At 74.6% G+C, this 7600-nt stretch carries 6 protein-coding genes; all 6 read left to right on the forward strand.

Annotation, left to right across the window (positions count from 1 at the left end; all coding sequences use genetic code 11):
- Positions 1-2 precede the first annotated feature (2 nt).
- Positions 3-2153 (forward strand): N-6 DNA methylase, encoded by a 2151-nt coding sequence (locus tag AB0B40_RS00985; RefSeq protein ID WP_362261855.1) that lies wholly within the window; start codon positions 3-5, stop codon positions 2151-2153.
- 193 nt (positions 2154-2346) lie between these two features.
- Complete coding sequence (locus AB0B40_RS00990) at positions 2347-2958, forward strand: hypothetical protein (protein WP_362261858.1); 612 nt, start codon at positions 2347-2349, stop codon at positions 2956-2958.
- A 38-nt stretch (positions 2959-2996) separates the two neighbouring features.
- Positions 2997-4490: a protein kinase gene (locus AB0B40_RS00995; protein ID WP_345053011.1), complete on the forward strand. Its 1494-nt coding sequence runs from the start codon at positions 2997-2999 to the stop codon at positions 4488-4490.
- Between the two features lie 120 nt (positions 4491-4610).
- The gene (locus AB0B40_RS01000; RefSeq protein WP_345052968.1) at positions 4611-5438 is read left to right on the forward strand and encodes a glycoside hydrolase domain-containing protein; all 828 of its coding nucleotides are present in this window, start codon (positions 4611-4613) and stop codon (positions 5436-5438) included.
- A gap of 157 nt (positions 5439-5595) precedes the next feature.
- Positions 5596-6246: a SurA N-terminal domain-containing protein gene (locus AB0B40_RS01005; protein WP_362261861.1), complete on the forward strand. Its 651-nt coding sequence runs from the start codon at positions 5596-5598 to the stop codon at positions 6244-6246.
- Between the two features lie 131 nt (positions 6247-6377).
- The gene (locus AB0B40_RS01010) at positions 6378-7406 is read left to right on the forward strand and encodes a nucleoside triphosphate pyrophosphohydrolase (protein ID WP_362261864.1); all 1029 of its coding nucleotides are present in this window, start codon (positions 6378-6380) and stop codon (positions 7404-7406) included.
- Positions 7407-7600 lie beyond the last annotated feature (194 nt).

Here is a 7600-nt window from a genome sequence, read left to right on the forward strand (position 1 = left end):
CGGTGCAGGACAACGCGACAGAGGTGACCGCGGCCGGTATCGCGCGGCTCGCCGGGGTGGGCCGTGCCGCCGTCAGTAACTGGCGCCGTCGGCACGCCGACTTCCCGAAGCCGGTCGGCGGTACCGAGACCAGCCCGACCTTCGCGCTCGCCGAAGTCGAGGCGTGGCTGCGCAAGCAGGGCAAACTCGCCGAGGTCCCCCTGCGTGAACGCGTCTGGCAGCAGCTCGCCGGCCATCCCGAGGGCCCGCTGCCGGCCCTGGTGCACACCGGCTGTGTGCTGCTGCTGATCCATGAGCGGCCCACCGTCTGGCTCGACGCGAGCGCCGGCTCCGACGCGCGGCTGGCCGCGATGCTGCCCGGAGCCCTCGATCAGGTGCTCACGCCCCGCTTCCGCGGTGCCGCAACCCCCAGGCCCCCACAGGCCACCTCTGGCAGCCCCACCCCCGCCGTCCCCGTCCCCACGGCCCCCACCCCCACGGCCCCCACCCCCGCAGCCCCCACCGCCACGGCCCCTGCGTCCCCCGCCCCCGCGGTCCCCACCCCCACCGGCCCTCAACTCCTGCCCTCCGTCCCCCTCCTCCGCGGCGCCGCCGAGCTGGCCGCCGAGGCGGGGGCGCGGCAGACGTTCGAGTTCCTGCTGGGCCGGCACCTGGACGCCAACCCCCGCCAGTACACGCTCACCCCGGCCGAGCTCGCCGGGCTCATGGCCGACCTCGCCGGCCCGGCCCGTACCGTCCTGGACCCGGCCTGCGGCACCGGCGCCCTGCTGCGCGCCGTGGACGCCCGCCCCGACCAGGAGCTGTACGCGCAGGACAGCGCCCCGGAACTCGCCGCGCTCAGCGCGCTGCGGCTCGCGCTGCACAGCCGGGCCGGCGTCCGCGGCGCCGTCGGCGACACCCTGCGCGCCGATGCCCACCCCGGGCTGCGCGCCGACGCGGTGCTGTGCCATCCGCCGTTCAACGAGCGCAACTGGGGTCATGACGAACTCTCCTACGACCCCCGCTGGGAGTACGGCTTCCCCGCGCGCACCGAGTCCGAGCTGGCCTGGGTGCAGCACGCGCTGGCCCGGCTGACCGACGGCGGCACGGCCGTGCTGCTCATGCCGCCGGCCGCCGCGTCCCGCCGCTCCGGGCGCCGGATCCGCGCCGACCTGCTGCGCCGGGGCGCGCTGCGGGCCGTGGTCACGCTGCCGGTCGGCGCGGCGCCGCCGTACAACATCCCGCTGCACCTGTGGGTGCTGCGCCGGCCCGGCCGGACGCCCGCGACGCCCGAGGTGCTGCTCGTGGACACGGGGAGGTTCGCCGGGGAGGGGCGCGGCGGTCCGGACTGGGAGGCGGTACGGGAGGCAGTCCTGGACGCCTGGGGTGCCTTCGCGCGCGCGGGACGGCTGGCGCAGCGGCCCGGTCTCGCCCGTTCGGTGCCGGTCATCGACCTCCTCGACGACGACGTGGACCTCGCCCCCGCCCGCCATCTGCCGCCGGCCGCCGTGGCCGACGGCGCCGAGCAGCTGACGCAGGTGCGTGAGCGCCTGGGCGCGACCCTGCGCCTGACCGCCGACCTCACCCCGCCGCCCGCCGACCCGGCACCGCCCGCGCGCTGGCCGCTCACCACCGTCGGTGAACTCGCGCGCGGGGGCGCGCTGGTGATGCGTACCGGTGGAAACGGCGGCCACGCGCGCGTGCCGGTGCTCACCGACCACGACGTGCTGGCCGCGACGGCGCCTTCGGGCACGCTGCCGGAGAGCGAGGAGGAAGCCGTCCTGACCGAGCCGGGCGATGTCGTCGTACCGGTGCTCGGCGGCGGCTCGGTGGCGCGCGTGATCGACGATGCCACCGGGGGCGCCGCCCTGGGGCGCAACCTGGTGCTGCTGCGCCCCGATCGCACGGCGCTCGATCCGTGGTTCCTCGCCGGGTTCCTGCGCGGTACCGCCAACAACCGGCAGGCAAGCAGTTACGCCTCCACCGCGACCCGGCTGGACGTGCGCCGGCTGCAGCTTCCCCGGCTCCCGCTGGAGGAACAGCGGCGCTACGGCGCGCACTTCCGCGCACTCGAGGAGTTCGAGCGGGCGCTCAGGCAGGCGGCCCGGCTCGGGGAGCAGCTCGTGCGCGGGATGTACGACGGACTGACGGACGGCACGGTCGCGCCCCGCTGATCCCGCACCGGCCGGCACCCGCCCCCGCACAACGGTTCGGTACATCCCGGACCGCTTGTCCGTGTCGGGCCATATGCTCGAAGCGACGATCGCACGACCGGCGTTGCCCGCCCCGCGCAGGACGCCGGTCGCGCAGGCACGCCCACTTCAGGCAACGGGAGCAGCCATGCAAGGCCACGGCTACGGTCAGCCGGTGAAGCCGCCGCCGCACACCGCGTGGCTGGTTCTCCTGCGTGTGCTGTTCGTGGCGCTCGGGTTCCTCTCCATCGGGTTCCTGGCCTGGGCGATGATGCTGCGGCTGGCGGCCGTCACGCGCCGGTCGCTGGACTGGGGGCTGTTCGTGGCTGTGCTGGCCGCCGACATCCTCAGCCTCACGCTGGTGGCGACCGAGCCCGGCGACGAGATCCACACCACCGGCGGCTACGTGGGCCTCGTGCTGTTGCTGACCACACTGGTGAGCACCATCGCGTACTACCTCGCCGCGGACACCCGCCACTTCCTGCTGCGGCAGCAGGCGTACCAGGCACAGCGTCCGGCCCCGGCATACGGTTACCCGGCGGCGGGCCCGTACGGCACGACCGTGCCGGTCCCGCAGTCCGCGCACCGGGCACCCGCCACGCCGCCGGCGCCCCCGGCCGCGCCGCACACCCCGCCCCCGCTGGCGCACGGCACCGCGCCCCGGCCCCCGCTGACCACCCCGCCGCCGCAGCGTCCCGCGCCCGCGCGGATCGACCAGGTGCGGGCCGAGCTGGACGAGCTGAGCGACTACCTGCGCAGGCAGGACGGCCACGAGGGCGGACGGTGACCGTGACGGCAGGACGCGTCGTCGCCGGCCGTTACGAACTGTCCACGCTCATCGGCCAGGGCGGCATGGGCCAGGTCTGGACGGCGTACGACCGGCGGCTGGACCGGCGCGTGGCGGTGAAGCTGCTGCGCCCCGACAAGGTGGTGGGCCAGGAGGCGGACGAGCTGCGCCGCCGGTTCCTGCGCGAGTGCCGGGTGACCGCGCAGGTGGACCACCCCGGTCTGGTGACGGTGCACGACGCGGGCAGCGAGGGCGAGGAGCTGTTCCTCGTCATGCAGTACGTCGACGGCGCCGACCTCTCCGACCACCTGGCCGAGCACGACCCGTACCCGTGGCAGTGGGCGGTCGCGGTGGCCGCGCAGCTGTGCGCCGTGCTGAGCGCGGTGCACGCCGTGCCGATCGTGCACCGTGACCTCAAGCCGCGCAACGTGATGGTGAAGCAGGAGGGCACGGTCACCGTGCTCGATCTGGGCGTGGCCTCGGTGATGGACACCGACACCACGCGCCTCACCCACACCGGCTCCCCGATCGGCTCACCCGCCTACATGGCGCCCGAACAGGCGATGGGCGGTGCGGTCGGCCCGTACACCGACCTGTACGCCCTCGGGGTGCTGCTGCACGAACTGCTCAGCGGAGAGGTGCCGTTCGCCGGTTCCACGGCGCTCGGGGTGCTGCATCGGCACCTGTACGAGCCGCCGCTGCCCGTGCGCCGGATCCGCCCCGAGGTCCCCGAGGCGCTCGAATCGCTGGTGCTGCGGCTGCTCGCCAAGGATCCGCAGCACCGGCCGGCGTCCGCGCAGGAGGTGTACGAGGACCTGGCGCCGCTGCTGCCCGCGCGCGGGGCACCCACGGGGGCGCCCCTGGACCCCACGCGGCCCTTCCTGCGCCCGCACGCACCCTGGCCGGACCGCGCGCGGACCCCCGCGCCCCAGCCCGCTCCCGTCGCGGCGGCGGCGCCGGCGGCCGGGAAGCCCGATGTCGCCGCCGCCGTGGACGACGTCAAGCGCCTGCTGGGCGAGGGCCGTATCACGCAGGCCGTGGACATCCTGGGCGCGATCCTGCCGGCCGCCGCCGAGCAGCACGGAGAGCACTCCCCGGTCGTGCGCACCCTGCGCAAGCAGTACGCGGCCACGCTCATGGACGACGGCCAGTACCGGCGCGCGCTGCCCGAACTGCGCCGTCTCGCCGACGAGCGCGCCGCCGAGGCCGGCCGGGCCGACCCACAGGCGCTGCGCTACCGCTACGAGGCCGCGCAGTGCCTGGAGCAGCTGGGCGAACCGGCGGCGGCGCTCGCCGAGTACCGCGCCCTGCTGCCGTACTACGAGAACCAGTACGTCTCCGGGGACCCGCAGCTCGCCCACGACGTGCGCCGCCGCGTCGGCCATCTGCTGCTCGCCCTCGGTGACCGGCCGGCGGCCCACGACACGCTGGCGCGGCTGGTCGTGGACGTCGAGCGGCTGCACGGGCCCGGGCATCCGCTGGCGGTGGAGGTCCGGCGGACCCTTCAGTGGCTGGGCCAGGTGCGCGGGTAGATTCAGCCGGGAAAACGTCGTTCTCGCCGACGTCGTTCTCCCCGACGTCGCCTTCGCCGACGTCGTTCTCGTCAGGCACGCACGCGCGTGGAGCGCCGTGCACAACCAAGGGTGGGGTTCATGGCCGGTCACCGGCAGTCGAAGAAGCGCAGGTATGTCACGTGGGCGGTGGCCGGTGCCGCCGTCGTCGCCGGGGGCGGTATCGCCGCGCAGACCTCCATGGCCGCCGGCGCCTGGCCCGCGCAGAAGACGTACACCGGCCGCGCGTTCGACACCTGCACCGCGCCCTCCCTGTCCGCCATGAAGGCATGGCACACCGGCTACTACGGCGCCGCCGCCGTCTACGTGGGCGGCAAGAACCGCGGCTGCGCCCAGCCCAACCTCACCGCTTCCTGGGTGAAGTCGGTCAACTCCCTGGGCTGGAAGCTCATACCGATCTACGTCGGCGCCCAGCCGCCCTGCCAGACCGGCTCCAGCCCCGAGAAGCTGACCGCCTCGACGGCCGTCTCCCTCGGCGCGAGCGACGCCAAGGACGCGGTGGCCAGGGCATCGGCGCTCGGCATGAAGGCCGGCAGCCCGGTCTACCTGGACATGGAGCCGTACGACATCACTAACAAGGCGTGCAACGACGCCGTGCTGGCGTATGTGCGCTCCTTCATGAAGACGCTGCGCGCCGACACCTACCGCGGCGGCTACTACGGCTTCAGCAGCACCAGTGCCAAGGCCGTCGCGACCGCGTCCGACAAGACGGACCTGCCGGGCAACCTCTGGTACGCGCTGTGGGACAAGCAGGACACGACGACCGCTGACTGGCCGTGGGGCGCCACCCAGTTCACCGGCCACAGCCGCGGCCACCAGTACCTGGTCAACAGCAAGGAGACCCGCGGCGGCGTCACGCTGACCGTCGACCGGGACGCCTGGGACGCGCCGGTGGCCATCGTCGGCTGACCCGGCGGGCCGCCCCGGGCCGTCCCGGCGCGGCGCGGCGGTGCCCGAAGCGCGCGCGAATCGTTGGTCGAATGGGTTGGCCGCAGCCTGCCCACTGCCTACCATCGATCACCGCAAGACTTTGTGCACCGCCGCACAATCTCCTCGGGAGGCCTCCTTGCACCGCCGTCGCACCGCGCTCGTCCTCACCGCCGCGATCGCCGCCGCGGCACCCCTGCTGACCGCCTGCGGAAACGATGCGCACCCGGGCGCCGCGGCCGTCGTCGGCGGGCAGCGCATCACCGTCGCCCAGCTGGAGAGCCGGGTCGACGAGGTCCGCCGGGCACAGCGGGCCGCGGTGCCGGACGAGACCCAGTACCAGCAGGTGGTCTCCTCCACCAGCAGCCTCACCCGCGACACCCTGCACAACATGGTGCTCGACCGGGTGCTGCACCGTGCCGCCCGGGACAGGGGCATCGGCGTCACCCGCAACGAGATCCAGCGGATGCGCGCGGACCTGGAGCGGCAGGCCGGCGGCGGCAAGGGCCTGCAGACGGCCTGGCTGCAGAAGTACGGCATCGCCCCGGGGCACCTCGACGACAACCTGCGCCTGCAACTGGAGGCGCAGAAGCTCGCCGCGAAGCTCGGCACCGACACCAGCCAGCCCGCCTTCTGGCAGGCCCTGTCCAAGGCGTCCGCGGAGCTCCACGTCGACCTCAACCCGCGCTACGGCTCCTGGGACGTCCAGAAGAGCAGCCGGGTGGACGCCAAGACGCCCTGGGTACGGGAGGTCACGACGGCGGACGGCGGCCAGCCGCTGACGGCGTAGGCGCAGGCCGGGCGGGAGCGTAGGGCGGCGGGAGGGTAAGGCGGCGGGCCGTCGGTCATACGATCACACGATCCCCTCGCCCCTGTGGACAACGCAATCCGCTCACTCGCGCCGTGGGCTACGTTCGGATCGTGAACGAAACCAGCCCCGCAGTCCGTCCCCCGGCCGGCCCGGAAGCCGCCCCCGGCCGCATCGTCCTGCTCACCACCAGCCACCGTGTCGCCCCCGGCCTGCTGTCCTGGCCCGCCTGGCAGGCCCTGCGCGGCGCCGACGCCGTGCTGTGCGCGGACGGCGCGCATCCGCAGCTGCCGTATCTGCGTGAGGCGGGCATAGCGGTGGCGCAGGCGTCCCCCACCGCGCAGGAGCTGGTCGACGCCTGCGCCGGCGGGCGGACGGTGGTGGTCGTGGCGACGGGCGAGGGCGAGCCGGCGCTCACCGACGGCCTCGCCCGGCTGGCCGGCTCCGGCCGGGTCGCCATGCCGGACCTGGAGCTGCTCCCCGCCTCCTACGACCTGCCCGGCGCCCGCCTGCTGGACCTCGTGCAGGTCATGGACCGCATCCGCGAGGAGTGCCCGTGGTCCTCCCGGCAGACCCACGAGGGACTGGCGAAGTACGCCATCGAGGAGGCGTACGAACTGGTCGAGGCGATCGAGGCCGGTGACCGCGTGGAGCTGCGCGAAGAGCTGGGTGACGTCCTCCTCCAGGTCGTCTTCCACTCCCGGATCGCCGAGGAGCACCCGGACGCGCCGTTCTCCGTCGACGACGTCGCCGGCGGCATCGTCGCCAAGCTCATCCGCCGGCACCCGCACGTCTTCGGCGACGAGCGGGCCGAGACCCCGGAGGACGTCAAGGAGCACTGGCTGCGCACCAAGGCGGAGGAGAAGCAGCGCACCTCGGTCACGGACGGGGTCCCGCTCGGCCAGCCCGGCCTGGCCCTGGCCGCGAAGCTCGCCTCCCGCGTCCGTACGGCGGACCTGGACGTCCCCGTGCCCGAAGGGGACGGCATCGGGTACGAGCTGCTCGCGCTGGCGGTCCGCGCCGAGGCGGACGGCGTGGATCCGGAGGCGGCGCTGCGAGCGGCGGCGCGGGCGTACCGGGACGCGATCAGGGCGGCCGAGGGTGCGCCCGCGGCGGATGGCGCGGAGGAGGACGAAGGGTAGGCAGACGAAGGCAGGGCGGACCGGAGGGGCGGGCGGGTCTCGCTTCCAGGCGCTTGAACCTCCTTCCCCTTCCTTACTGTTGCGGCACAGCGAGGGCAACGCGGCGGGGTGAGCGACTCCGGCGTCCGGTGACCGGCGGGGCCCGGTGGACGGGCGGAGGCCCGGTCAACCGGCGGAGGCCCGGCGGACCGGCG

It is taken from the genome of Streptomyces sp. NPDC042638 (assembly GCF_040647235.1).
In the GTDB taxonomy this organism is placed as follows: domain Bacteria; phylum Actinomycetota; class Actinomycetes; order Streptomycetales; family Streptomycetaceae; genus Streptomyces; species Streptomyces rameus.

Coding starts and splice junctions, on each gene's coding strand:
- AB0B40_RS01000 (WP_345052968.1), top strand. CDS start 4,611: ATGGCCGGTCACCGGCAGTCGAAGAAGCGCAGGTATGTCACGTGGGCG.